21 protein-coding genes and 1 pseudogene are annotated in these 24,845 nt (G+C 62.7%); 15 read left to right on the top strand and 7 right to left on the bottom strand.

The features are described 5' to 3' along the window. Window positions 1–6 precede the first annotated feature (6 nt). The 6 genes and pseudogenes from PPL01S_RS25920 to PPL01S_RS17695 form a co-directional block, all read left to right on the top strand. A pseudogene (locus PPL01S_RS25920) lies at window positions 7–909 on the top strand (DUF535 family protein); the annotation flags it as partial. Between the two features lie 741 nt (window positions 910–1,650). Further along, a complete protein-coding gene (locus PPL01S_RS25925) occupies window positions 1,651–2,997 on the top strand; it encodes a glycosyltransferase family 4 protein (protein WP_308300913.1) in 1,347 nt (448 codons plus the stop codon). A 37-nt stretch (window positions 2,998–3,034) separates the two neighbouring features. Beyond that, window positions 3,035–4,237 carry a glycosyltransferase gene (locus tag PPL01S_RS17680; RefSeq protein WP_016394728.1) on the top strand — a complete coding sequence of 401 codons (1,203 nt, stop codon included), beginning with the start codon at window positions 3,035–3,037 and terminating at the stop codon, window positions 4,235–4,237. Further along, window positions 4,234–5,421 carry a glycosyltransferase family 2 protein gene (locus tag PPL01S_RS17685; protein ID WP_016394727.1) on the top strand — a complete coding sequence of 396 codons (1,188 nt, stop codon included), beginning with the start codon at window positions 4,234–4,236 and terminating at the stop codon, window positions 5,419–5,421. The genes PPL01S_RS17680 and PPL01S_RS17685 overlap by 4 nt, the downstream gene beginning before the upstream one ends. Further along, on the top strand, window positions 5,421–6,188 hold the full coding sequence (locus PPL01S_RS17690) for a WecB/TagA/CpsF family glycosyltransferase (protein WP_028625368.1): 768 nt from the start codon (window positions 5,421–5,423) through the stop codon (window positions 6,186–6,188). The genes PPL01S_RS17685 and PPL01S_RS17690 overlap by 1 nt, the downstream gene beginning before the upstream one ends. A 159-nt stretch (window positions 6,189–6,347) precedes the next feature. After that, window positions 6,348–7,769 (top strand): undecaprenyl-phosphate glucose phosphotransferase, encoded by a 1,422-nt coding sequence (locus PPL01S_RS17695; RefSeq protein WP_016394725.1) that lies wholly within the window; start codon window positions 6,348–6,350, stop codon window positions 7,767–7,769. A gap of 17 nt (window positions 7,770–7,786) precedes the next feature. Here PPL01S_RS17695 and PPL01S_RS17700 read toward each other — a convergent pair whose 3' ends face one another. After that, the gene (locus tag PPL01S_RS17700; RefSeq protein ID WP_016394724.1) at window positions 7,787–8,722 is read right to left on the bottom strand and encodes a LysR substrate-binding domain-containing protein; all 936 of its coding nucleotides are present in this window, start codon (window positions 8,720–8,722) and stop codon (window positions 7,787–7,789) included. Window positions 8,723–8,869: 147 nt separating this feature from the next. On the opposite strand from PPL01S_RS17700, the gene PPL01S_RS17705 reads away from it, so the two are divergent. From PPL01S_RS17705 to PPL01S_RS17715, 3 genes are all read left to right on the top strand, one after another. After that, on the top strand, window positions 8,870–10,246 hold the full coding sequence (locus tag PPL01S_RS17705) for an L-serine ammonia-lyase (RefSeq protein WP_016394723.1): 1,377 nt from the start codon (window positions 8,870–8,872) through the stop codon (window positions 10,244–10,246). 118 nt (window positions 10,247–10,364) lie between these two features. Further along, the gene (locus tag PPL01S_RS17710; protein ID WP_016394722.1) at window positions 10,365–10,745 is read left to right on the top strand and encodes a type II toxin-antitoxin system RelE/ParE family toxin; all 381 of its coding nucleotides are present in this window, start codon (window positions 10,365–10,367) and stop codon (window positions 10,743–10,745) included. Continuing rightward, a complete protein-coding gene (locus PPL01S_RS17715) occupies window positions 10,729–11,031 on the top strand; it encodes a helix-turn-helix domain-containing protein (protein WP_016394721.1) in 303 nt (100 codons plus the stop codon). The genes PPL01S_RS17710 and PPL01S_RS17715 overlap by 17 nt, the downstream gene beginning before the upstream one ends. A 134-nt stretch (window positions 11,032–11,165) precedes the next feature. On the opposite strand, the gene PPL01S_RS17720 is transcribed toward PPL01S_RS17715, so the two are convergent. From PPL01S_RS17720 to PPL01S_RS17730, 3 genes are all read right to left on the bottom strand, one after another. Then, window positions 11,166–12,461 (bottom strand): NAD(P)/FAD-dependent oxidoreductase, encoded by a 1,296-nt coding sequence (locus PPL01S_RS17720; RefSeq protein ID WP_028625369.1) that lies wholly within the window; start codon window positions 12,459–12,461, stop codon window positions 11,166–11,168. 14 nt (window positions 12,462–12,475) lie between these two features. Next, complete coding sequence (locus tag PPL01S_RS17725) at window positions 12,476–13,564, bottom strand: polyamine ABC transporter substrate-binding protein (protein WP_028625370.1); 1,089 nt, start codon at window positions 13,562–13,564, stop codon at window positions 12,476–12,478. 129 nt (window positions 13,565–13,693) lie between these two features. Beyond that, window positions 13,694–15,052, bottom strand: a complete 1,359-nt coding sequence (locus tag PPL01S_RS17730) for a glutamine synthetase family protein (RefSeq protein WP_016394718.1) — start codon at window positions 15,050–15,052, stop codon at window positions 13,694–13,696. Between the two features lie 150 nt (window positions 15,053–15,202). On the opposite strand from PPL01S_RS17730, the gene PPL01S_RS17735 reads away from it, so the two are divergent. Then, entirely contained in the window at window positions 15,203–16,102 is a 900-nt protein-coding gene (locus PPL01S_RS17735; protein ID WP_016394717.1) for a helix-turn-helix domain-containing protein, read from the top strand. Between the two features lie 39 nt (window positions 16,103–16,141). Beyond that, window positions 16,142–18,049 carry a DEAD/DEAH box helicase gene (locus PPL01S_RS17740; protein WP_028625371.1) on the top strand — a complete coding sequence of 636 codons (1,908 nt, stop codon included), beginning with the start codon at window positions 16,142–16,144 and terminating at the stop codon, window positions 18,047–18,049. A 39-nt stretch (window positions 18,050–18,088) separates the two neighbouring features. On the opposite strand, the gene PPL01S_RS17745 is transcribed toward PPL01S_RS17740, so the two are convergent. After that, window positions 18,089–19,474 (bottom strand): aldehyde dehydrogenase family protein, encoded by a 1,386-nt coding sequence (locus PPL01S_RS17745; protein ID WP_016394715.1) that lies wholly within the window; start codon window positions 19,472–19,474, stop codon window positions 18,089–18,091. 105 nt (window positions 19,475–19,579) lie between these two features. On the opposite strand from PPL01S_RS17745, the gene ptrR reads away from it, so the two are divergent. From ptrR to PPL01S_RS17765, 4 genes are all read left to right on the top strand, one after another. Continuing rightward, the gene (ptrR, locus tag PPL01S_RS17750; RefSeq protein WP_016394714.1) at window positions 19,580–20,446 is read left to right on the top strand and encodes a putrescine utilization regulator PtrR; all 867 of its coding nucleotides are present in this window, start codon (window positions 19,580–19,582) and stop codon (window positions 20,444–20,446) included. A gap of 61 nt (window positions 20,447–20,507) precedes the next feature. Continuing rightward, window positions 20,508–20,951 (top strand): hypothetical protein, encoded by a 444-nt coding sequence (locus PPL01S_RS17755; RefSeq protein WP_016394713.1) that lies wholly within the window; start codon window positions 20,508–20,510, stop codon window positions 20,949–20,951. Window positions 20,952–21,001: 50 nt separating this feature from the next. Then, on the top strand, window positions 21,002–21,748 hold the full coding sequence (locus PPL01S_RS17760; protein WP_016394712.1) for a phytanoyl-CoA dioxygenase family protein: 747 nt from the start codon (window positions 21,002–21,004) through the stop codon (window positions 21,746–21,748). Between the two features lie 188 nt (window positions 21,749–21,936). Beyond that, entirely contained in the window at window positions 21,937–22,458 is a 522-nt protein-coding gene (locus PPL01S_RS17765) for an acyloxyacyl hydrolase (protein WP_016394711.1), read from the top strand. 43 nt (window positions 22,459–22,501) lie between these two features. Here PPL01S_RS17765 and PPL01S_RS17770 read toward each other — a convergent pair whose 3' ends face one another. Continuing rightward, on the bottom strand, window positions 22,502–23,338 hold the full coding sequence (locus PPL01S_RS17770) for an NHL repeat-containing protein (RefSeq protein ID WP_016394710.1): 837 nt from the start codon (window positions 23,336–23,338) through the stop codon (window positions 22,502–22,504). Window positions 23,339–23,934: 596 nt separating this feature from the next. Then, a complete protein-coding gene (locus PPL01S_RS17775) occupies window positions 23,935–24,825 on the bottom strand; it encodes a universal stress protein (protein ID WP_016394709.1) in 891 nt (296 codons plus the stop codon). Window positions 24,826–24,845 lie beyond the last annotated feature (20 nt).

Here is a 24,845-nt window from a genome sequence, read left to right on the forward strand (position 1 = left end):
ATGACCATGAACCTTGTATCACTCGCCAGCAGCTTGCCAGCGGTACACCCTGGCTACTCGCCGCGAGCGTTGAAGAACAGGCTTGCCCTGGCCTTGCTGATGGTTCGCCAGCGGCCACGGCTGCGGGTCTTCATGCAGCGCCTGAACACTGCCCTGGGCGAAGACTGCGTTGCTGTGCTGGGTGACGACTGCATCGGTATCCTGCAGTGGCCCTACATCAGCAAAGGCTGGGATGCACCTGAACGCCTTGCAGTGGTGGCCTCGCACTACGAGGTGGTGGCCGGGCAATTTCCGTCCCTGCTGCTGCTGGGGCGCGACGATCGACGTACCCTTGCGGACCTGTCGGCATACTCCCAGGGCTGCACCCTGGTGTTGGACCGGCCGATGTGGTTCAAGCGTGAAGGGGAACTGGTGCTGAACCTGTTCCAGGGCGAGTTGCGGGTAGCGTCGCTGGCCTTCAGCCTGTGCCGGGTGGACGGCGAACTGTGCCTGCTGATCGGTGCCGTGCAAGGGATACACAAAGGTATCGACAGCGAGACCTCGCTGAACATCTACCGCGACCTGACCAAGGACTTCGAAGGCCTGCGCCCACGCAGCCTGTTGATCGAGGCCACCAAGTGCGTGGCACGGCTGGTGGGCGCAGCGCATATCCATGCCGTCAGTGACGCCTACCGGCATCATCGGCATCCCTATTTCGGTGCGGACACGGGCCGCGAGCTTGCCGCCAACTACGACACCATCTGGCAGGAGAACGGCGCCCAGATGCAGTCGCGTGAAGGATTCTTCGCCATCCCTTTGATCGCGGCCAAGCGCTCGGCCGACGACATCGCACCCAAGAAACGGGCCATGTACCGGCGTCGGCACGCGCTGCTCGATGACCTGTTCGGGCAGCTCGAGGCTGCGTTGCCTGACCATGAGGTCGCCCGGCAACTGAGTGTGCACCACCAGCGCCTGGCCAGTGCGCTGGCGATGCAGCAGGACACGCAGGCCTGCGCCCCGCTCGGAGTCAAGGACCGGTTGACCAGGCTGCTGCGTCAGTTCATGACCGAGCCCCGCCCGGACCAGCGTTTCATCGCCTACCTGCGCAAGGCGGGTCTGTACCCGACGCTGAAGAAGGCATTTCGCGAACTGCTCAAGCATGGCCCGGCACTGTTGTGGAAGCCCGCCGACAGCAAGCGCAAGAGCCTGCCGCTGGACGACCCGAGCGTGCCGGCCAGTGAGTTGTTCCCACGTGAGCTGCTGGTGATCTGCGAAAGTGATCTGGCCCAGGGTTGCAGCGCTCGGCCCAGCTGGCTGCAGCACGCCCTGCAGGGCCTTGGTTACCATTGCCAGGTGCTCGACTGGCGCGATGGCGCGGCCTGCATGAACGCCTTGCAGACCGCGTCGGTGGTGATCTTTCATCGACTGCCGGCCACGGTCGAATTGCTGCAACTGCTCGAAGAGTCCAAGCGGTTGAAGGTGAGCTCGATCTGGGATGTCGACGCGTTGATCTTCGACCCGCAGGCGTATCGGTTGCACCATGACCTGAGCCCGTTCAGCGAGGAAACGTCCGGCCAGTTGCTGGCGGCGGTCAACTTGTACCAGCAGGCCTTGCTCGCCTGTGATCGTGCCATCGCTTCAACGCCGGCACTGGCCAAGGCCATGCTGGACATGGGCGTAGCCCATGTCACCCTGGTCGAGTGGGACGCGGCGGCCCAGACGCTGAACAGCGAGCAGCTCGGCCAGTTGTTCCCGACGCTGGCGCGTGATCGCACCCGGCGCGTGCTGGCAGCCAATATCTTCTTCGCCCCGCGCAGTTTCGGTGGCGCCACGGTGGTGGCTGAACAGATGGCGCGCTTGATGGTGGCGACCACCACCTTCCAGCAGTTCATCTTCACCTCGTTGCCGCAAGCCGACGCCGAGCCCTACAGCCTGTACCGCTACGAGGCCCACGGTGCCGCGGTGATCGGCATGGGCCTGCCGGACCAGCGCAGTGCCCATGAGGAATTCGAAAACCCGGCCACGCTGCCGGTGTTCGACACCGTGCTCAAACGCGTAGCCCCGGACCTCGTGCACATGCATTCGATCCAGGGCTTGAGCGCATTGCTGGCCGACAGCTGCCGGCGCGCGGGCCTGCCGTTCGTGGTGACGTTGCACGACTGCTGGTGGATCTGCGGGCGCCATTTCATGATCGACAACCATGGCAAGTACTGTGGCCAGACCACCATCCGCGCCGACGTCTGCGCGCGCTGCGTCGACGACCCGGAGCTCAACGACTATCGCCAGGCGTTTCTGGCCAGCACGCTGAAACAGGCCAACCTGTTGCTTGCGCCCAGCCACTTCGCGCGCAACCTGTACATCGCCAATGGCTTCGATGCCGCGACGATCCGCGTCAACCGCAACGGCATCCTGCCGCCGGCGGCCGATTACCACCGTCACCCGGGCAAGGCGATCCGCTTCGGTTTCGTCGGGGGCAATGCGACCATCAAGGGTATCGACGTGATCACCCGCGCCTTCGCCGGGCTGCAGCGCACCGACTACGAACTGAGAGTGGTCGATAACCTGCTGCACCTGGGCTTTCGCTCATTGAACCGTCACAGCATCAAGATACCCGGCACCGTCAGCATCGTGCCGGGCTACACCCAGGCCAACATGGACGAATTCTTTGCCGGCATCGATGTGCTGCTGTTCCCCACGCAGTCCAAGGAAACCTTCGGGCTGGCGGTGCGCGAGGCGCTGGTGCGCGATGTCTGGGTGATCAGCACCCACGCCGGTGGCACCGTGGAAGACATCGTCGATGGGGTCAATGGCACGCTGATCCCGCTCAGTGCCGACGAGAAATACTTGCGTCAGGCACTGGTCGACATCCTCGAGCACCCCGAGCGCTATCGACAGCACCGCAATACCTTCAAGCAAGGCATCACCCTGTGCAGCGACCAGGCACTGGAACTGCAGGCCATGTACGACGAAGTGCTCAAGGCGAGCGCGAAAGCCAAGGGCCTGTGCCCGCAACGTTGAGCGGGCGTCAATCACGCAGGTAGGGATCCGGATTCATATGCGCATCGCTTATTTCATCAATCAGTACCCGAAGGTCAGCCACAGCTTCATCCGCCGGGAAATCCTCGCGCTGGAGCGCCAGGGGGTGGTGGTCCAGCGGATCGCCCTGCGGGGTTGGGACGGCGAGCTGCAGGACGCCGAGGATCTGGCCGAGCGGGAAAAGACCCAGTACGTCCTGCAAGGCGGGGTCAAGGGCCTGCTCAAGCCGGTGTGGCAGGTCCTGCGGGCCGAGCCACGGCGCTTCGGCTCGGCCTTGTGGCTGGCCCTGCGCCTGGGCCTGCGTGCGGACCGGCCGCTGCCCTATCACCTGGTCTACCTGGCCGAGGCCTGCCGCGTGGTGCAGTGGCTGCAGGCATTCGGCGCGGAGCATGTGCATGCGCACTTCGGCACCAACTCCACCGAAGTGGTGATGCTGGCCAATGCCCTGGGCGGGCCGCCTTACAGTTTCACCGTGCATGGGCCGGAGGAGTTCGACAAGCCGCAGTTCCTGCACGTGGGCGAAAAAGTGCGGCGGGCCGCCTTCGTCGCCTCGGTCAGCTCGTATGGCCGTAGCCAGCTTTATCGCTGGGTGGCCCATGAGCACTGGGACAAGGTCAAGGTTGTGCATTGTGGCCTGGAGCCTGGCTTTCACCAGGTCGAGGCGCAGGCGGCCCCCGCTGCTCCGCGGCTGGTTTGCGTGGGTCGATTGTGCGAGCAGAAGGGCCAACTGCTGCTGATCGAGGCGGCGCGTCGGCTGGCCGATCAAGGCCAGGACTTCGAGCTGGTGCTGGCCGGTGACGGCGAAATGCGCCCGCAGATCGAGGCGCTGGTCGCCCGCCACCGGTTGCAGGCCCAGGTGCGGATCACTGGCTGGATCAGCAGTGCGCAGGTGCGCGAAGAGATCCTCGCTGCCCGTGCGCTGGTCCTGCCGAGCTTCGCCGAGGGTTTGCCCGTGGTCATCATGGAGGCCATGGCCTTGCGCCGGCCGGTGCTGACCACCTACGTGGCCGGCATTCCCGAGCTGGTGAGGCCAGGGGAGAACGGCTGGCTGTTTCCCGCTGGCGCCGTCGACGAACTGGCCGCGGCGATGGCCGACTGCCTGACGCAACCGGTCGACGTCCTGCAGCGTATGGGCGAGGCAGCGCGTCAGCGGGTGCTCGAGCGCCATGACATCGACACCGAGGCGGCCAAGCTGGCCCACTACTTCAAGGCTCCCGCATGATCACACTCATCACTGGGTTGCTGAGCGCCCTGGCGATCCTGATCCTGGTGCCGGTGACGGTACTGTTCACCCAGGTGCTGCTGGCCTGCCTGCCCGCGCGCGCACGGCAAGCGGGCACCACAACCCGGCCACAAGTGGCCGTGCTGGTGCCTGCGCACAACGAGGCGTCCGGCATCGTCGCGACGGTGCAAGGCATCCGCCGTCAGTTGCGCGAGGGTGACCGCCTGCTGGTGGTGGCCGACAACTGCAGCGACCAGACAGCGGCGCTGGCTCGCGTCGCCGGTGCGCAGGTCGTCGAACGCCAGCACGCGCAATTGCGCGGCAAAGGCTATGCGCTGGACTGCGGTGTGCGCCACCTGGCCGACGAGCCGCCGGAGGTGGTGGTGATCATCGATGCCGATTGCCAGGTCAGCGAAGGTGCCATCGAGCATTTGGCACAACGCTGCATCGAAGCCGCGCGCCCGGTGCAGGGCCTGGACCTGATGTGCGCGCCGGCGGGCGCGGGGCTCAAGGTGCAGATCGCCGAGTTCGCCTGGCGCGTCAAGAACCTGGTGCGTCCGCTAGGCTGGGCACGTGCGGGGCTGCCGTGCCAATTGATGGGCACGGGCATGGCGATTGGCTGGCAGGACATCGCTGCCGCCAACCTGGCCACCGGGCATCTGGTCGAAGACCTCAAGCTGGGGCTGGACTTCTGCCGTGTCGGCAAGCCCCCATTGTTCTGCCCCCAGGCCCGGGTCACCAGCCTCTTTCCAACCAGCCAGGAAGGTCTCAGCGGCCAGCGCACGCGCTGGGAGCATGGCCACCTGGGCGTGCTGCTGGCAGATGGGCCGAAACTGCTCGTCAGCGCCCTGGTCAAGCGCAACTGGCCGTTGCTGGCCATGAGCCTGGACCTGATGGTGCCGCCGCTGGCGCTGTTGACCTTGGCGTTGGCGGGCGTGTTCGGCGTGTCATGGCTGATGTTCCTGCTGCTGGGCATCGCGCTGCCGGCTGCGCTGGCGACGCTGGCGCTGGCCATGCTGGGCTGTGCTGTCTGGCTGGCCTGGAGCCGTTTCTCCCGGGAAGTGATCCCGTTTTCGGTGTTGATCTATGCACCGCTATACGCGTTGAAGAAGATCCCGCTGTACCTTGGGTTCCTGGTCAAGCGCCAGGTCGAGTGGGTGCGTTCGAAGCGGGATGATGGCTGATGGACAAACCAGGCTGGCAAGGCCGCTGGCAGGCGGTGACCGAGAAGATGCGCCGGGTGATCGACCCGGCAGACGAGCAGCGCGTGCTCCATGCGCTGACTGTACCGGATCGTGCGCTGGTGCTGGGTTTCGTCAATGCCCATGCGCTGAACCTGGTGGCCCGGGATGGCGCCTTCCTGCAAGCGCTCACGGCTGCCGATGTGCTGTTGCGTGACGGCTCAGGGGTCGCTCTGTTGTTCCGCCGCATGGGAGCGGACCCTGGGTTGAACATGAACGGTACCGATTTCATTCCCAAGTTGCTGGCCGCGTTCAAAGGTCGTCGGGTGGCATTCTGGGGCACCCGGCAACCGGTGTTGGCAGAGGCAGCCAGGCGCAGCGAGGCGCTGTACGGTGTCACTCCGGTGTCGTTGCACGATGGTTTTGCCGAGGTCCGCACCTACCTTGAACTGGCGCAGGACTTGCAGCCTGAACTCATTGTGCTGGGTATGGGCATGCCCAGGCAGGAGCTTGTCGCCCGGCAGCTGGCGGCCAGCGGCGGCCCGTGTCTGATCGTGTGTGGGGGGGCGATCCTGGATTTTCTCGGCGGCAAGGTGACGCGGGCGCCGCGGTGGATGCGGCGCCTGGGTGGGGAATGGCTTTTCCGACTGATGAAAGAACCCAGACGGCTGTTCATGCGCTATGTTGTGGGTAATCCGATGTTTATTTGTCGCACATTGATGTTTACGGCAAACCGCCAGAAAGACGTCACCGATAATCCGTCGGCATGATCGTTGCGGGCGTAATGGCAATATACTGCTACCCTAAGATCAAATGAAATTATCCGCCTCGGGGCATGTAAGTTTTCGATATATATACAAAGTTATAGTGTTGCTGTCGCCGACCCGGTGAAAAGTTTCTGCTGCGCTTAAATTTGATGAGGCCTGAGAATGGTTTTCGAACCCAGAAGCAGTCGTTCCTTGCTCCAGCGAAGAAGCAGCGTCAGCAACGCCGTCCAGGCGGGCCTCGACGGCATTGCCGTGACCGGCGTGGCCTGGTACCTGATCTACGATCAGATCGGTTACATCACTTCCGACTACGTGATCATGCTGCTGCTGCTGATCGGCGCCCTGGCGGTGATCTACGACCACTACGCCATCTATCGTACCAACGTGGGCTTGTCGATCAAGGCGTTCAGGCTGTTCAAGGCCTGGTCGGCGACCTTCTGTTTCCTCGTGGTGCTGGCGTTCCTGACCAAGCAGAGCGAGACCTATTCACGCATGGTGGTGGGGCAGCTGTTCGTGATCGGCTATGTGGTGCAGCTGTTCCTGCACTATGCCGTGCGCGAGGTGCAAAAACGCTTTACCGCCCATGCCCGGCTGGATAATGCCCTGATCATCGGGTCGGGTGATCTGGCCAACTTCCTGTATCAGAAGATCAGCAACAACCCGTGGTTTGGCGAGCGGGTAGTGGGTTGCGTGCTGATTGATGAAATGGCCGAGCAGGGCAAGGAAACAGCCGACGGCAAACAGCGCTTGCCCATTGTCGGGCATATCGATGAACTGGATGAGCTGGTCGCGCAACATGCAATAAGAACTGTTTATCTGGTTACCCCGCTGGGCGGTTCGGAAGTTATCAACGAAGTGTATTTGAAGTTGCTCGACAAGTGCATCGCGGTCAATTGGGTACCCGATATCTTCTCGTTGCGACTGATCAACCACAGCGTGCGTGAAATTGCCGGTATCCCGGTGCTGACGTTGTCGGAGACGCCGCTGACCGGCATGAGCCTGTTCCTCAAGAACCTCGAGGATCGGGTGCTGGCGGCGCTGATCCTGCTGTGTGCATCACCGGTACTGCTGGCCGTTGCCCTGGCGATCAAGCTGGACAGCCCGGGGCCGGTGTTCTTCCGTCAGGAACGCACGGGCTGGACCGGCGAGTCTTTCCGCATCTGGAAGTTCAGGAGCATGCATGTGCATCAGCCCGAGCAAGGCGTAGTCAAGCAGGCCCAGAAGAACGACCCGCGCTTGACCCGAGTAGGGGCGTTTATTCGGCGCACCAGCCTGGACGAACTGCCGCAGCTGTTCAATGTGCTGACTGGCGAGATGTCCCTGGTCGGGCCGCGTCCCCATGCCTTGCAGCATGATTCGCTGTATTCGCAGGACATCGTCGACTACTTTGCCCGCCACAACATCAAGCCGGGCATGACAGGTCTTGCCCAGGTGCGTGGGTTCCGTGGCGAAACCCGTGACATCGAGCAGATGATCCAGCGGGTCGACTCGGACATCGAGTACATCAACAATTGGTCACTGTGGCTCGATTTCGTGATCCTGGTGCGCACGCTCAATGCCTTCACGGGCAAACAGGCGTACTGACCTCTGCGCGCGGGGGATCAAGCCAACGGGTGCAATGCCCTGAAACTCTGCGCTTCCTCGACCAGCCAGTCATGCACCGCTCGCGCGCCAGGCTGGTTCAAGCCGCCTGGCGGGTAATGCACCACGTAGCGCTTGTAGTTGGCGATCGGCACCCCGAACGGCACGATTAGCGCCCCGCGTTCCAGTTCGTCGTTGAGCAGCGTGCGCCGAGCAATGGCCACGCCGATGCCGGCGATCGCCGCCTCGATGGTCAGGTGATTGCGGTTGAAGGTATGCCCGCGGCGTACATCCAGCCCGCCTGCGCCGATGCCGTCCAGGTAGAACTCCCATTCGGCGTATTCCGAACTGCCGCGCCAGGCGGTGATGTCATGCAGCAGCGGGTAATGCACCAGGTCCGCCGGGCCGTGCAGGGGCGGGCGGCCGCGAAGCAGGGCGGGCGAGCAGACCGGGAAGATCTGCTCGTCCAGTAGCGGTGTCGACAGCATGCCGGGGTAGCTGCCGTCGTTCAGGTCGATGGCCAGGTCGAAGTCACCGGGGTGCAGGGCCTGGGCGCTGTCTTCGGCCACCAGGCGCAGTTCGATGTCTGGGTAGCGTTGCTGGAAGCGCGGCAAGCGCGGCGTCAGCCACTTGGCCAGGAACGACGGAATCGAACGCAGGCGCAGGGTGCCACGGATTTCCCCGGCATCCAGGCGCAGCAACTCGGCCTCGATGCTGCCATAGGCTTCGGCCACGGTCTGCGCCAGGCGCTGGCCCTCGGCACTCAGTTCCACGCCACGCGCCCGACGCAGGAACAACCGATAGCCCAGGCGCTCTTCCAGTTGACGCATCTGTTGGCTGACCGCGCCCGGGGTGATGTGCAGTTCCTCCGCGCAGCGGGTGAACGACAGGTGCCGTGCCGCGCAGCTGAAGACATGCAGCCAGACGAACATCTGGCCATTGAGTTGCCGTCGCATCGTTTAGCACCACTAAAGACATGCTTAGGAAATTTCGTTGGTCATCTGCAGATGAGCGCGGCAGTATCGCTCAAATCAGCAGTACCGTTCAATTTTCCCAGAGAGCCGTGCAGCGGCGCGTACGCGTCGGCACGGTCAGGCATTAGCATGGCTATCAGTGTTTTCGACCTTTTCAAGATTGGCATCGGCCCATCGAGCTCCCATACCGTCGGCCCGATGCGGGCCGCGGCGACCTTCGCCCAGGCCTTGCGTGAGCGTGGCCTGCTGGCGCAGGCAAGCCGGGTGGAGGTGCGCCTGTATGGTTCGCTGTCGGCAACCGGGGTCGGCCACGCCACCGACCGGGCCTGCCTGCTCGGGCTGATGGGCCAGTGGCCGGACCGCATCGACCCGGCGACCATCGAGCCGCGCATCGGCCACGTGCTGCAGGAGAAGTGCCTGATGCTCGATGGCAGCCATCCGCTGGAGTTCGACTACGCCCGCGACCTGTTGCTGCTGGACGAGAGCCTGCCTTATCACCCCAATGCCATGACCCTTGAAGCGCAGGGCGGGCAGGGCGTGCTGTTCAGTCAGACCTATTACTCCATCGGCGGTGGTTTCATCGTCGAGCAGCAACAGGTCGACGCCCCCGAAGCCGCGCTCGGCGCCGTCAGCCTGCCGTACGAGTTTTCCAGCGGCGCCGAATTGCTGGCCCTGTGCAAGGGCCACGGCCTGAGCGTCAGCCAGCTGATGATGGCCAATGAATGCGCCTGGCGAGCTGAAAGTGAAGTGCGCGAGGGGCTGCTGCGCATCTGGGCGGCCATGCGCGAGTGCGTCGACAACGGCTTGCGCCACGAAGGCGTGCTGCCTGGCGGGCTCAACGTCAAGCGCCGCGCCGCCCGTTTGCACCGCAGTCTGCAGGAGCTGGGCAAACCCAATGTGATCGGTTCGACCTTGAGTGCCATGGAGTGGGTCAACCTGTTCGCCCTGGCGGTGAACGAGGAGAACGCCGCAGGCGGGCGCATGGTCACCGCGCCGACCAATGGTGCCGCTGGCATCATCCCGGCGGTGTTGCACTACTACATGAAGTTCAACCCGGCTGCCTGTGACGACGATGTGGTGGCTTTCCTGCTGGCCGCGGCCGCGGTAGGCATCCTGTGCAAGAAGAACGCCTCGATTTCCGGTGCCGAAGTCGGTTGCCAGGGCGAAGTGGGTTCGGCCTGCTCGATGGCCGCCGCGGGCCTGGCCGAAGTGCTGGGCGCGACACCACCGCAGCTGGAGAACGCTGCCGAGATTGCCCTTGAACACAACCTGGGGCTGACCTGCGACCCGGTGGGCGGCCTGGTGCAGGTGCCCTGCATCGAGCGCAACGCGATTGCCGCGGTCAAGGCGATCAATGCCGTGCAGATGGCCTTGCGTGGCGACGGCGAGCACTTTATCTCGCTTGATCGGGTGATCCGTACCATGCGCGACACCGGGGCTGATATGCATGCCAATTACAAGGAAACTTCGCGGGGTGGATTGGCTGTGGCTTTTGTGGAGTGTTAAGGCCCCGCGCGAAACTAGCTTAGGAAATTTCCCACGATTCACTCGGTATCCACCGACTATGCGCTTGTGGCCCTTGCTGGAAAACTATGCCCGTTTCGGGTATGGTTCTGGGGTTCTCATGGAAGTGTTCAAGCGCAAGGATTTCGCGCGTTGGCAAGTAGCCCAACGGCTCTCGGACAGCCTGCTGTGCCAAGCCGTGGAAGAGATGCGTCAAGGGTTGGTGGATGCCAACCTTGGTGGCGAGTTGTTCAAGAAACGTGTGGCTGGCCATGGCGCGGGCAAACGAGGCGGATATCGAACGCTGCTGTCGGCCCGGATCGGCAATCGCTATGTTTTCCTGCACGGTTTTGCCAAAAGCGACAAGGCCAACATCACCGTCGAGGAAAGGAAGGCATTGCAGTTCGCTGGCAAGGTCTTCCTGGAGCTTTCACCTGTAGCACTTGGCAGGGCCTTGCAGTCAGGTGTGTTAATGGAGGTCAGCTGTGAGCCAAATCATTGAGTCGTTGCGTGAAGATCTCGTAGCGCTTCATGAGGCCGGGGCTGTCGGCAAGGTCACCTTGCGCGATTACGACATGCTCTGTCCTGCGCCAGTACAGGAGTTCAGTGCGCTGGATATCCGTCGTTTGCGAGAGGCACTGAACTTCAGCCAGCCGGTGTTTGCCCTGCACTTGCACACCAGTGCTTCAACCATCCGCAAGTGGGAGCAGGGCGAGACGAGGCCGGCGGGACCGGCGTTGAAGTTGCTGAACGTGATTGCCAGCAAAGGCTTGCAAGCGATCCTATGAACTTGAAGTAGTTTCTAGAATTATAAATTCGTTATAAAACAGACTATTACGATAGGTATTTAAATTAAATTCTTGCTTGTGCGGTAACCACCGGCGCGCCGTAGGTACGCTGCGGTGGTTACCTTCAGGCGTCGTTATCCCAACGCCTCACGCAAGCGATACCACAACATCCCCAACGCCAGCAGCGGCGAGCGCAATGCCTTGCCCCCAGGGAAGGTCAGGTGTGGCACGGCACTGAACACGTCCAGCCCGTGGCTCTGACCGAGCGCAATGCCTTCCGCCAGCAGTTTCGCCATCCAGTGGGTCACGTTCAGCCCATGCCCGGAATAGCCCTGGGCATAGTAGACATTCGGGTACTGACTCAACCTGCCCACCTGCGGGAAGCGGTTGGCGGTGATGCCGATCATGCCACCCCACTGGTAGTCGATGCGCACGTCGGCCAACTGCGGGAATACCTTGAGCACTTTCGGCCGCATGTACGCCGCGATGTCGCTGGGGTCGCGGCCGGAATAATGGCAAGCGCCGCCGAACAGCAAGCGGCGGTCGGCTGTCAGGCGGTAGTAGTCCAGGCCGACTTTCTGGTCGCACAGCGCCATGTTCTGCGGGATCAGCGTGTACGCAAGCGCTTCGGGCAGCGGTTCGGTCGCCACCACATAACTGCCCGCCGGCAGCACCTTGCCGCTCAGCCGTGGTTCCAGTTCATCCAGGTGAGCGTTGCAGCCCAGTACCAGGTTGCGCGCACGCACCTTGCCACGTGAGGTGTGCAAGGTAACCGTGCTGCCATGCTCGATGCGCAGCACCGGGCTTTGCTCGAAGATGCGCACCCCCAGGCCGTGTGCCGCCCGCGCTTCGCCCTGGACCAGGTCCAGTGGGTGCAGATGGCCTGAGCCCATGTCCACCAGGCCACCGGCATACTGGTCGCTGGCAACCACCTCGTGCATGCGCGTCGCTGGCACCAGGCGGGTTTCGTGGCGGTAGCCGAGGGCAGCGAGGTCGTCTTGTTCTTCCTTGAAGGCAGCGAATTGCGCAGGCGTGTTGGCCAGTTCGCAGAACCCCCAGCGCAGGTCGCAGTCGATGCCGTATTGCTCGATGCGGCTGGCCACCAGGGCCACCGAATCGATGCCGGCCTGCTTCAGGTAGCGCACGCCATCCTGGCCGACGTAGCGGGCGAAGCCGCTGACGTCATGGCCGATGCCGCGGATCAGCTGGCCGCCGTTGCGCCCGCTGGCGCCCCAGCCGATGCGTCGGCCCTCGAGCAAGATCACCGAGAGGCCCCGCTCGGCCAGTTCCAGGGCGGTGTTGACGCCGGTCAGGCCGCCGCCGACCACGCACACGTCGGCCGTCAGTTCGCCGTCGAGGCTGGGGTAGGGCGCCGTGTTGCGTGCCGTGGCAGCGTAGTACGACGCGGTATGTTGGGTATCGAAAGGCATGGCGCGTTCTCGGCTCAGCGGTTGGACTTGATCTTGCTCCAGGAGCGGGTCATGACGCGCATGATCTTCGGGCTCGGGGTGCTGGAGATGTACAGCTTGTCCAGTACATCCTGGGGTGGGTAGATCTCGGGGTTGTCGACCAGTGCCTGGTCCATGTAGGCCTTGGCGTCGGGGTTGGCGTTGGCGTAGCCGACGCTGGCGCTGACCTTGGCGATGACCTGCGGCTGCATCAGGTAGTTGATGAAGGCCAGTGCCTGTTCGGGGTTGTTGGCATCCTTGGGAATGGCCAGCAGGTCGAACCACAGGTTGCTGCCTTCCTTGGGGATGCTGTAGGCGACTTTCACGCCGTTGTTCGCTTCCACAGCGCGGTTGGCCGCCTGGAACACGTCGCCGGAGTAGCCGAAGGCCACGCAGACATCGCCGTTGGCGAGGTCCGACACGTACTTGGAGGAGTGGAAGTAGGTGATGTAGGGACGCAGTTCGAGCAGGCGAGCCTCAGCCTTGGCGTAGTCGCCTGGTTTCTCGCTGCGCGGGTCCAGACCCAGGTAGTTGAGCATGGCCGGGAACAGCTCGTCGGGCGAGTCCATGAAAGCGACGCCACATTGCTGGAGCTTCTTCAGGTTCTCGGGTTCGAACAGCACCGCCCAGGAATCGACATGGTTGATGCCCAGCGCGGCCTTGACCTTGTCGACGTTGTAGCCGATGCCATTGGTGCCCCACAGGTAAGGGACGGCGTACTGGTTGCCTGGGTCGTTCTGTTCGAGCTGCTGCAAGAGTTTCGGGTCCAGGTGCTTCCAGTTCGGCAGCTTGCTGCGGTCCAGCGGCAGGAAGGCGCCGGCTTGTGCCTGGCGGGCGAGGAAGTGGTTGGACGGCACGACCACATCGTAACCGGTGCGGCCGGCGAGCAGCTTGCCTTCGAGGGTTTCGTTGGAGTCGAACACGTCATACACCACCTTGATGCCGCTGCTGGCCTGGAAATCAGCCAGCGTCGTATCACCGATGTAGTCGGTCCAGTTGTACACGCTGACGCTGGGCGTGGCCTGCGCGGCGGCGCCGAATAGCAGGGTGAATGCTGCGGGAACCAGGGATTGCAGATGACGCATGTCGACACCTCGTTGGTCTTGTTCTTCGAATTCGGTGTTTTGGGGCTGCTGTGCAGCCCAATCGCCGGCGAGCCGGCTCCCACAGGTACAGCGATGATCATGTGGGAGCCGGCTTGCCGGCGATTAGCGTTAAACGCTGAGCAGCAGGAACTCACGCTCCCACGAGCTGATCACGCGCTTGAAGTTTTCATGCTCGGCACGCTTGACCGCCACATAGCCCTGGACGAACTGCTTGCCCAGGTACTGCTGCACGGTCTCGCAGTCTTCCATGTGCTGCAGGGCATCCTCGATGGTGATCGGCAGCCTCAGGTTGCGTCGCTCGTAAGCGCGGCCTTGCACCGGTGCGCTCGGATCGAGCTTCTCGACCATGCCCAGGTAGCCGCACAACAGGCTCGCGGCGATCGCCAGGTACGGGTTGGCGTCGGCGCCCGGCAGACGGTTTTCCACCCGCATCGCCTCGGGGCTGGAGGTCGGCACGCGCAGCCCGGCGGTGCGGTTTTCCTCGCCCCATTCGACGTTGACCGGCGCCGAAGTGTCCGGAAGGAAGCGGCGGAACGAGTTGACGTTCGGTGCGAACATCGGCAGCAGCTTGGGTATGTACTTCTGCAGGCCGCCAATGTGGTGCAGGAACAGCTCGCTCATGCTGCCATCGTCATTGGCGAACACCGGTTTGCCCGTGGCGATGTCGATCACGCTCTGGTGCAGGTGCATGGCACTGCCCGGCTCGTCGGTGATCGGCTTGGCCATGAAGGTGGCCGCCACGTTGTGCTTGAGCGCGGCCTCGCGCATGGTGCGCTTGAACACCGTGATCTGGTCGGCCAGGTCCAGCGCGTCGCCGTGACGGAAGTTGATCTCCATCTGCGCCGGGCCGTCTTCGTGGATCAGCGTGTCCAGGTCCAGGCCTTGCAGTTCGCACCAGTCGTAGACGTCCTCGAACAGCGGGTCGAATTCGTTGGCGGCATCGATGGAGAACGACTGACGCCCGCTTTCAGCGCGGCCCGAGCGGCCCATCGGTACTTGCAGGGGAAGGTCCGGGTCTTCGCAGCGCTGGGTCAGGTAGAACTCCATCTCCGGCGCGACGATCGGCTGCCAGCCCTTGTCGGCATACAGCTTGAGGACTTTCTTCAGGACGTTGCGCGGCGACAGCTCGATGGGATTGCCGTGCTTGTCGAAGGTGTCGTGGATGACGATCGCCGTCGGCTCGATGGCCCACGGAATCTGGTAGACGGCCGTCGGGTCGGGGCGGCAGACCATGTCGATGTCGGCGGCGTCGAGCAAGTTGTAGTAGATGTCGTCGTCGACGTAGTCGCCGGTGACCGTCTGCAGCAGCACGCTTTCGGGCAGGCGCATCCCGCGTTCGTGGAGGAATTTGGCGGTCGGCGCGATCTTGCCGCGGGCGATGCCGGTCAGGTCGCTGATCACGCATTCGACTTCAGTGATGCGGTGCTCTTTCAGCCAGGTGGACAGCTGATCGAAGGGGGCGTTCATACAGACCTCTTGGTTGGGTTTTTGTGGCACTTGCGGGTAGGAGCCTTCCCACCCGGCGTGCTGGCGACTATCTTGGTCGCAGGCCCCGTGGCTGATCTATCCACTTTATTCGGCAATGAATGCACCAAAAGAGTGCAAATAGGACCAAGCGTGACAACGCCCAATGCCTTGCAAGTCCAGGCTTTTCACACCACCGATGTCACCGACCAGGTGCGTGCGAGCCCCGGTTGGCAGCAGCAATACCGGCAAATGTCGCCGGGCCACTTCAGCGGCCAGCTGCGCTGCCTGGGGCTCGACGGCGTGGAGGTCTATGAAGAGCGCCTCAATACCCGCGTCGAGCAGTTCTTCCGTGCCCCGAGCGGCGCCCTGGCGTTCTGCTTCGACCGCAGCGAGAACAGCCTCTACCTGCTCAACGAGCAGAGCCGCAATATCTGGATCACACCAGAGAACTATCAGGAAGTGGCGGTGGTGTTCGACCAGGCCTTCCTTGCTCGGCACGGTCTCGATCCGCAGCGTCTGGAAGGCTTGTTCATGGTGCCGTTGGGCAGTGGCCAGAACGCACTGTTCGGCAGCTGGCTCAGCGCTACCCTGACGCGGCTGAGTGACGCCGACTGCCCGCTCGAGGGCCAGGCGCTTGCCGAGCAGCTGCTGGAAGACTGCCTGTTCATTCTCGACAATGCCTGCCAGCGCCTGCAGGGCGGTGCCCTGGGTCGGCGCGGGGTGGAGCGGGGGATCATGCAGCGGGTCAGCGAATGGGCGGCGGACTGCCCGGAGGAAACCCTCAACCTGGTGGAACTGGCAGCTGTTGCCGGCGTGTCCCTGCGCCAGCTGCAGGATGCCTTCAAGGCCTTTACCGGCATGCCGCCTGCGCAGTGGTTGCGCCTGCGCCGCTTGAACGGTGCTCGGCGCGACTTGCTGCGCGGTGGCGAGCTGACGGTAGCGGAAGTGGCCATGCGCTGGTCGTTCTGGCATTTAGGAAGGTTTTCAGAGAGTTACCGGCAATTGTTCAAGGAGTTACCGAGCGAGACGCTGCGGCGCGGCAAGGGTTAAAACCTGCTATCGTGCGGGCAGTTTCCACCCGAGGTTGCGATGTTCTACCTGCCTTTGCCCAGCGACCAGGCCGACCGCCTGGCCAGCGGGCCTACCGACTTCTTCCACACCGCCAGCCTGCTTGAGGCCGCCGCCGTGCTGTTCGTGCAGAACCTGCCACGCCAGCCTGCAAGCGTTTCGGCCGATGCGCAGGAACGGCGTTTTGCCGAGATGGTGCGCATCGCCAATGAAGTGGAAGCAGCCGCACCCGGGCGTTTCCAAGGCCAGGTGGCGCAGCATTTCGACCGCGAAGCCTTCGCCATGGGGCTTGGCATGCTGGGCGAAAATGGCGTCGGCCTGGTTTCGTCCGAGGTCGACTACGCAGCTGATGATTTTCAGGACAGCGAAGGCCAGTGGAACTATCGGTTCGCCGACAGCTACCGCCAGCGTGTGACGCCGTTGCACCCGGTGCACCTGCCGTCCCTGGCCAGCGACTTGCTGCTCAGTGACCAACAGAACCGCCTGCTGCGCGAGTTCCTTTCCGGCGTCGACGAGTCGGTGGCGGTGCAGGGTTTTGCCGGCACCGGCAAGACCTTCCTGATCCAGCAGTTCGCACGCCTGCTCGACCCGCCGCGGACCTTGTTGCTGGCCCTCACCGAAGGCCAGTTGCGCGCGTTGCAGGCGCGAGTCAAGGATGCCACGGCCTACACCGCGCTGACCTTCGGCCAGCTGGCCGACGAAATTCTCAATCGCGACCTCACCAGCAACGGCTGGCGCCTGCGTGACCCGTACCGGACCAAGCTGTCATGGCGCCCGCAGGAAGCGCAGGTGGTGAAGTGGCTGGCCATCCCCGATATCGGACCGCTGGCGGCACGTGATGTGGTGGCCTTGTGCATCAAGGCCGTGCGCAGTTTCTGCCGCAGTGTCGACAGCCAGGTGCAACTGCACCATCTGCCCTGGGCCGGCCCCGGCACCACGCCGCTGGACCAGGAAGTTCTGCTGGAAAAGGCCCGGCTGTACTGGCAGGAGCTGATTCGCCCCTCGGCCCGTGAAATCCAGCTGCCGGTGCGCGACTACCACCGGGTCAAGCTGTTGTCGCTGACCGCCGAGGTGATCGACAGCCGCTACACCCATGTGATCGTCGACGAAGCCCACGAGCTGTCCGCGCCGATGCTCGCCGTACTGGACCGCAGCCCGCAGTCGGTGATCGCGCTGGGTGACGAGCTGCAGAACCTCAATGGCTTGAGCCCGCACCACGGCGGCTTCATCCGCCAGCGCTACATCGACCACTCGCTGCGCGCAGGGCCAGCCATGGACAACGTGCTCAACCCGCTGATCCAGGCGCACCCGGCGGCTATCCAGGCGGCGTTCAGCGGCAGCGCCGAGCATTACACCCGGGTCAGCTTCTTCGACGCGGTGACGGTGCCCGAACAGCCCACTGCACTGATCGTCGATGACGAGTGGGGGCTGTTTGGCTGGTTTCAGCGCCTGACTCACCAGGGCGTGCCGTTCGTGCTGTTGAAAAGTGCGCGCAAGGACTTCGAACTGTTCGTCGAGGACTGCATCGAGCTGTACCGCCATGGTACGCGGGCCCGTCACCCGATGTTGTTCCGCTATCCCAGCTGGCAGGCGCTGGAACAGGACAAGGGCGACGACAAGGCCTTTGCCGCCGTGGCTGGCATGCTGCGCAAGGGCTACACCCCCGAGCACTTCGCCAAGGCCAAGAGCCGTTACCGCTGGGACAAGGCGCCGAAGCTGTTCCTGGGGCGCGTGCGCGATGTGAAGAACATGGAGTTTGCCCGGGTGATGGTGTCACCGGAGCTGATGGTGGCGCCGACCACGGCGGGCAATCGCAATGAACGGGCGCGGATGCTGGCGGGGTTGTATACCGCGTGTTCGCGGGCGCGGCATGAGCTGATCGTGCCCGGGGGGATGCTGGACTGGGTCAAGGACCAGGTCAGGGATTGAGGGGGTAGGGGCCGCTGTGCGGCCCCCCCGTGCATCGAATCAGTTACGATCCAGCCAAACCGTCTGCGCGTTGGTGAACTCACGCACGCCAAAGTGCGATAGCTCGCGCCCGAAGCCGCTCTTCTTCACGCCGCCAAACGCCACGCGGGGGTCGGAAGCGCAGTAGCCGTTGATGAACACGCCACCGGTGTCCAGCGCCGCAGTCATGCGCTCGGCCAGGGCATAGTCGGCGGTGTAGATGGTCGACGCCAGACCGAACTCGCTGTCGTTGGCCAGTTCCACGGCATGGTCGGCATCACGGGCAGTGATGATCGCCGCCACCGGCCCGAACAACTCCTGCTTGAACGCAGTCATCTGCGGGGTCACGTTGGCGAACACGGTCGGTGCGTAGAAGTTGCCCACGCCCTCGACCTTGCTGCCACCGAGCAGCAGGGTGGCGCCTTCGGCGAGGGTCGCCTGGACCTGGCCATCGAGCTCGTCGCGCAGATCGAAGCGGGCCATCGGGCCGATGTAGGTGTCGTCCTGCAGCGGGTTGCCGACTTTCAGCTGGCGCGTCGCTTCGACGAACTTGCGCGTGAACTCCTCGACGATGCTGGCTTCGACGATCAGGCGCTTGGCTGCGGCGCAGACTTGGCCAGTGTTCTGGTAGCGGCCGATCACCGCAGCCTTGACCGCAGCGTCCAGGTCGGCGTCGGCCAGGACGATGAACGGGTCGGAACCGCCCAGTTCGAGCACGCACTTCTTCAGCGCGGCACCGGCCTGGGCACCGATGGCCATGCCGGCGCGCACGCTGCCGGTGAGGGTCACGGCGGCGATACGCGGATCGTTGATGGCGCGGGTGACACCTTCCGGCGTGACGTTGAGCACCTCGAACACACCTTCAGGCACGCCGGCATCCTTGAACAGTTCGCCCAGCAGGTAAGCACTGCCCATCACGTTCGGGGCGTGCTTGAGTACGTAGGTGTTGCCGGCCAGGATCGCCGGTACCGCGCCACGCAGCACCTGCCAGATCGGGAAGTTCCACGGCATCACGGCCAGGATCGGGCCCAGCGGGCGGTACTCGATACGCGCTTTTTCCACCTGGGTCGGCTCGGCAGCCAGCATGGCCGGACCGTGCTCGGCGTACCAACGGCACAGGCCGACGCACTTGCTCACCTCACCGCGGGACTGGCCGATCGGCTTGCCGATTTCGTGGCTGATCATCTGGGCGAAGGTTTCAGCCTTGGCTTCCAGCGCCGAAGCCAGGGCCAGCAGGTATTCGCTGCGCTGACCCAGCGACACCTGGCGCCACTGGCGGTAGCCGACCGTGGCGCGTTGCAGCGCCGCTTCCAGTGCGGCGTCGGTGTCGAAGGGGTAGGCGCCGATCTGTTCGCCGCTGAAGGGGTCGACGGAGATGGCGTGGGTCAGGCTGCTGATCGCGCTCATGGCGGGGCACTCGTTGTTGTTAATCAGTGACGCCAGACTAGTGGGCTATGGGTTTAATGAAAACTGAATAATAATGAGCGAAACATTCACGTTTGGAGAATGACTGTGGACCTGGTGCAACTGGAGATCTTCAAGGCCGTGGCCGAGCAGGGCAGCATCAGCGCCGCCGCCCAGCACATCCATCGGGTGCCGTCGAACCTGACCACACGTATCAAGCAGCTCGAGGAAGACCTCGGGGTGGAGTTGTTCATTCGTGAAAAGAGCCGCCTGCGCTTGTCGCCGGCCGGCTGGAACTTTCTCGAATACACCCGGCGTATCCTCGACCTGGTGCACGAGGCGCGGCTGACCGTGGCCGGCGAAGACCCGCAGGGCACCTTTGCCCTGGGCTCGCTGGAAAGCACGGCGGCGGTGCGCATTCCGGCGCTGTTGGCGGCCTACAACCAGTGCTACCCCAAGGTCGACCTGGACCTCTCCACCGGGCCGTCCGGGACCATGCTCGAAGGCGTGCTCTCCGGGCGCCTGGTGGCGGCATTCGTCGATGGGCCGGTGCTGCACCCGACGCTCGAAGGCATGCCGGTGTTCGAAGAGGAAATGGTGGTCATCTCGCCGCTCAACCATGCGCCGGTGACCCGCGCCCAGGACGTCAACGGCGCGAGCATCTACGCGTTTCGCGCCAACTGCTCCTACCGCCATCACTTCGAGAACTGGTTCGTCCAGGACCAGGCGGTGCCCGGCAAGATCCATGAAATGGAGTCGTACCACGGCATGCTCGCCTGCGTCAGCGCAGGCGCAGGCCTGGCCATGCTGCCGCGCAGCATGCTCGACAACATGCCCGGCTGCAGCACGGTCAGTGCCTGGCCGATGTCGGAGGACTTTCGCTACCTCAAGACCTGGCTGGTCTGGCGGCGTGGCACCGTGTCGCGAAGCCTGAGCATGTTCGTGAAGTTGCTCGAAGAACGGCGCGGGGCATGAACCTGGCCGCTGGCCAGGGTTCAAATGTCAGGTAAGCCATCTCCACAAGGAGGAGCTGACCATGCGTAATCATCACCATGCCCTGGGGGCAGCACTGCTGCTCGCCCTGGCACTACCCTGGACCCTCGCCGCTGCAGCGGACCCGAATGCACCGATCGACATGCAGGGCGTACAACTTCAACAGCAGGAGCAGAACGGCATTCGTTACCTGGAAGGCGGTATCGGCCAGGATGAAGCCAATGCTCTGCGCAAGACCGGCGGCTACGATCTTCATGTAGAGCTCTCGACCGGGCCTGAAGGCGAGTTCCAGAGCGGCGCGTCGGTCGACATCCAGAACGCGCAAGGCAAGTCGATGCTCAGCCTGCAGGATGCCGGGCCACTGCTTTACGTACAGCTGCCGCCAGGTCAGTACAAAGTGATCGGGCAGGCTGACGGCAGGACGGTGCAGCAGCATGTGACCGTCAACGACAAGTCACCGGCCACGGTGAGCCTCAACTGGCGTTAGATCCAGCAAGGGGTACATTTGTACTCCAGTGATGAAAGGAGCACATCGCCATGGGCCTGGACGTTCAAGTGCAGCAGTTGCAAGAGCAGGGCTATGTGCTGCTTCCCGGCGTGATCGACCTTTTGCAAGTCGCGTTGCTGCGGTGCGCCATCGACGACTTGCAGCCCATCCACTGGGATTACCAGGGGCAGCTCGAACACTACAAGTGCGTCTTCAATCGGCACCCGCTGTGGCTGCCTTTTCTCGACCTGCCACCGCTGATCGCCCTGGCCGAGGCGGTGCTTGGCCACGATTGCCATGTGATCGGCCAGACCGCCTGGCGCAGCCATCCCGGCTACCCGGGCATGGGTTTGCACCTGGACCATCTGCCCATGCAGCTGCCGACATGGATCAGCGGGCGGGACGACTTCGTCCAGCCGGTGCAGATTCTTACGGCGCAGCTGTACCTTTGCGATATCGACCTCGCCATCGGGCCGACCTGCATCGTGCCCGGCAGCCACCGTGCGGCACGCCCGCCGCAACCCGGCGAGCTGCAATGGCAAGGGCGCGAAGCGAAAACGGTGTTGTGCCAGGCAGGCGATGCACTGGTGTTTCGCAGCGATGTCTGGCACGGCGCGGGCGCCAACAGCAGCACCAGCGGCGAGCGCGACATGCTGCAGGTGCACTACGGACGGCGCATGGTGGCGCAAAAGTTTTCCCCGTATTTGAGCTGGCAGTTCAACCCGCATGTGCTGGAGGCAGCGACCCCCAGGCAGCGGCGTTTGCTGGGTGAACATGAAGAGGCCGAATACGACTGAATCCCGGGTGGGGTGGGGGCGGCAACGAAGATTAGCCATTAGTGGCAAATCACTTTCAACTTTCTGATTATCTAGACAATAATCAGAAAAATATTACGTCGAGTGACTACTAGATCCACTTGTCACCGAATCGAAATCGAGGGGTCCAAGCCCCCGCTTGTCGAGTTGACCATCAGGAGAAGTCATCAATGAATACCCGTCTAGCCGCTTCGCTGGCCGCAGCCGTATTGGCGTTCACCGCGGCCAACGTGGCTCAGGCAGCGCAGGTGTCGGGGGCCGTTGGCGCCACCGGCCAGGGGGACATGACCTACCGTATCGGCATATCCTTCGACTGGGACAGGAAATGGCTGGAAAGCAGCACCGGCTTCGTCACCGGCTATTGGGATGCGGCCTACACCTACTGGGAAGGGGGCGACTACAGTGGCGCCCACTCGCTGTCGTTCAGCCCGGTGTTCACCTACGAGTTCAGCGGTTTCACCTACACCCCCTACATCGAGGCAGGCATTGGCCTGGCGGCGTTCTCCAAGACCGACGTGGGCAATCAACGCCTCGGCTCTTCGGTCAACTTCGAAGACCGTATCGGCTTTGGACTGAAGCTGCCAGGAGAGCAGAAGATCGGCCTGCGTTTCATGCACTACTCCAATGCCGGTATCAACCAGCCGAATGACGGCATCGAGTCGTACTCACTGTTCTACAGCAAAGATTTTTGAGCGCCAGCAGCCAGGGGCAGTGCCGCCCCTGGCTGCTGGCAGTTCAAATAAATAGCTTCATCCCTGCATGCCTGTCGTTATAAAAAACGACCAACCGCAGTTCGTCGTTTCCATGGAGCTGTGAATAAATTAGGATCTCCGAATTTTTATAGTGTCCGGACATGCCGAAGCCGTGATCAATTGCACCATCAGGTAGCAGGCGTGTGACGACGCCGGTGGAGCGGTTGCCTACCCGGTGATTGGAAGCAATCATGATATTGCCTGCGGCATCGGTATCAATACCCACGACAGCGATTGATTCATCGTCAAAGAACAGGGTCACTGCTCCATTCGTGCCAAATGAAGGGTCGGGCATGCCGTTGAGGTCGAAGCCACGCAAAAGTATGACCGTTTTACCTAGGTCGCGCGGTGTACCGGCGCCAACTAGAATGCGATTCTTGCTGACATCCACATGCAGTTTAATTGAGTTTCTAAAACCTGTTATATCTTGTTGTCCCGCCACGCCGAATGTGCGGTCCAGCACGCCTCGCTTATCGAATTTGACAATAATCTGTTTCCAGTTAATCGAGGCTGCGACCAGGAAACTACCATCGTCGAAGAAGTGACTGTCCGATATGATCATCGAATAAGCTGGCAGGTCCGGGTCGTATCGGAGTCTGGGCAGCGCAAGCTGGCTTTGTGACAGATCCTCACCTAGCCCGTTGACCGGCAGACCGGTGGTAGGGCCGAGCAACGCAATCCACGAGGTGGGTTCATCGTCGACCCTATCCCGTTGGGACATGTACAACGATCTGATCTCCCCATTCACCCATTGGCTTTTGACAACGGCAGCTTCCATCAGTTTGAGGTCGGTAGCGGTTTTCTCATGATCGGGAAGCAAGGCCTTGATCCCTAAGTCACCGAAATCTGGCTGAGGATCGAAGTTGGAGCGAAAGTGTCCCACTGCTGCCGAATATAATAAATAATAATTTGTTATCTTCGGTCAAGGACCACGTCTGTGACTGTGCAACATAGGACGGTTCGACATTGTTGCTGCGCGTAATTAGGCCGAACAGCTGGCTGCCTTCTGGCAGTGATGGCGATATTTCGATTTTTTTGTGGCCTATCTCTTCGTTCCAACTACCGTCTGCATTCAGTCTTACGAAATAGCGCGTCGGGCTTGTACTGGGCGAGCCGCCGCATGCCGATAAACTGCCGTCTGGGTCTACTGCCACAGCGGCGCCTACATGAAAAGACTCATTGGGTTGCACGCCCGGAAATATGGCATACCCATTGGAGCCATAAGTGGTGTCAATTTCGCCTGGTTTAATCATGGTGAGGACCTCGTGCTTGAGGAGACCAGATTAATCGCGGCTCATGTTGAAAGTAACTGTTAATTATAACGGTTGACAAATGAACATTTCCAAAACCGTCTTGCAACAACTGTGGCGAGGAGCTGCAGAGCAGCCCCTGTTCGATGATGTGTGCGTTGCAAACTTAACGCGTCCCCTTGATCGCCAGCACGTTGCACAGCGGATGTTCCAGCACATGGGCGGTGGTGCCGCCGAGGAAGGTCTGCATGGCGTCGTGCCGGTGGCTGCCCATCACGATAACATCGATCCGGCTATGGCTGACGAACTGGGCGATCGCACGCGTCGCTGTACCTTCCAGGAAGTGCCGTCGCTCCAGCTCGATCTGGTGGTGGTCGCCGAGCCGGTTGAACGCCGCGCGCTGGCCATTGCGCACGCTGGCATCGAAACCGGGCATGGTCACCGTGCCGGCGCCGAAGTCGGCGATGTGGGTCTTGGCCGCATCACAGACATGCAGCAAGTGCAGTTCGGCGTTGCACTGCAGGGCCAGGGCATGGGCGCAGTGGATCACCTGTTCATCCAGGTGTTCGCCGGCGCCATGGCTGTTGAGGTCGACTGCGGCGGCGATCTGCCGGGGCAGCGGCAGGCGGATGTCACTGACCAGGTGCACGGCGATCGGGCTGTCCTTGAGCAACTGCCAGTCCAGCGGGGTCACTAGGAGGCGCTTGAGCACCGGTTCATGCTGCACGTCCTTGACCAGCAGGTCGCAGCCAACTTGTTCCACCCGTTCCAGCGCGCTGCCCAGCGGGTCGCGGGTCAACAGCAGCTCGGTGGACACATCGAGCCCGGCAGTGCCCAGTTGCTCGGCCTGGTCGGCCAGCCACTGGCGATTGTCGGCGAGCAGCCGCTCGCGTTCACGACCGTCGCTCATCAAGCCAAAGGTGTCGACATCGTCGACGAACACATTGATATCCAGCAGTGCGCCGTTGGACTCCGCCAGTGCCGCTGCACGTTGCAGGGCTGGCGTGTGGCGCATCTGTGGGCCGAGCATGACGAACAAACGCTTGAACTGACTCATCGCACACCTCCTCGTGTGGG

This window comes from Pseudomonas plecoglossicida NBRC 103162 = DSM 15088 (assembly GCF_000730665.1).
GTDB lineage: Bacteria > Pseudomonadota > Gammaproteobacteria > Pseudomonadales > Pseudomonadaceae > Aquipseudomonas > Aquipseudomonas plecoglossicida.